The 1,294-nt window shown below is 49.3% G+C and carries 1 protein-coding gene; it reads left to right on the top strand.

Features of this window, described 5'->3' with window-relative positions; translation table 11 throughout:
- The first annotated feature begins 60 nt into the window (after positions 1 to 60).
- A protein-coding gene (locus ALO_RS12235) for an IS3 family transposase (RefSeq protein ID WP_413788501.1) occupies positions 61 to 1,217 on the top strand; the annotation gives its coding sequence in 2 pieces (ribosomal slippage) (positions 61 to 331 and positions 331 to 1,217; 1,158 coding nt in all).
- Positions 1,218 to 1,294: the final 77 nt, after the last annotated feature.

Genomic DNA, 1,294 nt, shown 5'->3' with positions numbered 1-1,294 from the left:
GCCCCGTCCCCCCTTTGAAGGACAGTAGAAACACGTAGTATACTGTAATCAGAGAGGGGAATGAAAATGTTCAAACAGTTTAGCGCTGAGTTTAAACTGCAAGCAGTGAAAAGGGTAGAAACGACCGGCGAGCCGGTATCCAAAGTAGCAGCCGAATTAGGAATCAATGAAAATACGCTTCATGGCTGGTTAAAAAGGTATCGAGAAAAGCCCGATACTCCGTTCCCTGGCAGCGGCAAGCTCAGTGCGGACGATGAGCGTTTGAGAAAACTGGAGCGAGAAATCCGCGATCTACGGGAGGAAAACGAGATTTTAAAAAAGGCGGCTGCTTACTTCGCGAAGAACCAGAAATAAAACGGTTTGAATTTATCAAAGCCCACCGCCAAACTTATCGGGTGGCGAAGCTGTGCAAAACGCTGGGGGTATCCCGTAGCGGCTACTATGCATGGGAAAAACGCCCGAAAAGCCAAAGAGACTTACGAAACGAGGCCATTTTGGAGCAAATTCAGCAAATCCATCAGACGAAGCGCCAGACCTATGGTTGTCGTAAAATCCATCAAGAGTTGCGCCGTAAGGGTCTGAAACTGAACCATAAGCGAGTGGAACGCCTGATGAGTCAGGCAGGCATTCGTGCTAAAACGGCTCAAAAATATAAAGCCACTACCAATTCGAAACATTCCCTCCCCGTTGCCGAAAACCTGTTAAACCGAGATTTTACAGCCTCCAAGCCCAATCAAAAAATGGTCAGCGATATAACCTATCTCTGGACCGAGGAAGGCTGGCTATACGTGGCTGCCGTCCTCGACCTATGCGGTCAACGAGTGGTCGGAGTATCCATGAGTGAGCGGATGACCAAAGAACTGGTCATTCAGGCGCTAGACAGTGCCTGCAAGCGCGTTCGGCCGCCCCGGGGAGTACTCATTCACTCAGATCGTGGCAGTCAATATTGCTCCAATGATTATCAGGACTTACTCAAAAAGCACGGCTTTATTTGCAGCATGTCCAGGAAGGGCAACTGCTGGGACAACGCCCCGATGGAGGCTTTTTGGGGCAAGATGAAATATGAATGGCTGGTCGGACAACGGTTTCAAACACGCGAACAGGCCCGCGCCGCCGTATTTGAATATGTGGAAATCTTTTATAACCGGCAACGGATTCATGCCACCAATGGCTACCGGACTCCCGAAGAGTACTATCTGTCGGCTATGGCCGCCTAAGTGTGAAATATTAAGCTATCCTGTGAAAAACTATGTTATCCTTGTGTTTTTCCTGTCTATTGATCGGGGGACGCCGC

Origin of the sequence: Acetonema longum DSM 6540, from assembly GCF_000219125.1 — a bacterium.
GTDB classification, from domain to species: Bacteria; Bacillota; Negativicutes; order Sporomusales; family Acetonemataceae; genus Acetonema; species Acetonema longum.
The sequence above is the reverse complement of the archived record's forward strand: the minus strand, read 5'-3'. Positions and strand labels throughout refer to the sequence as shown.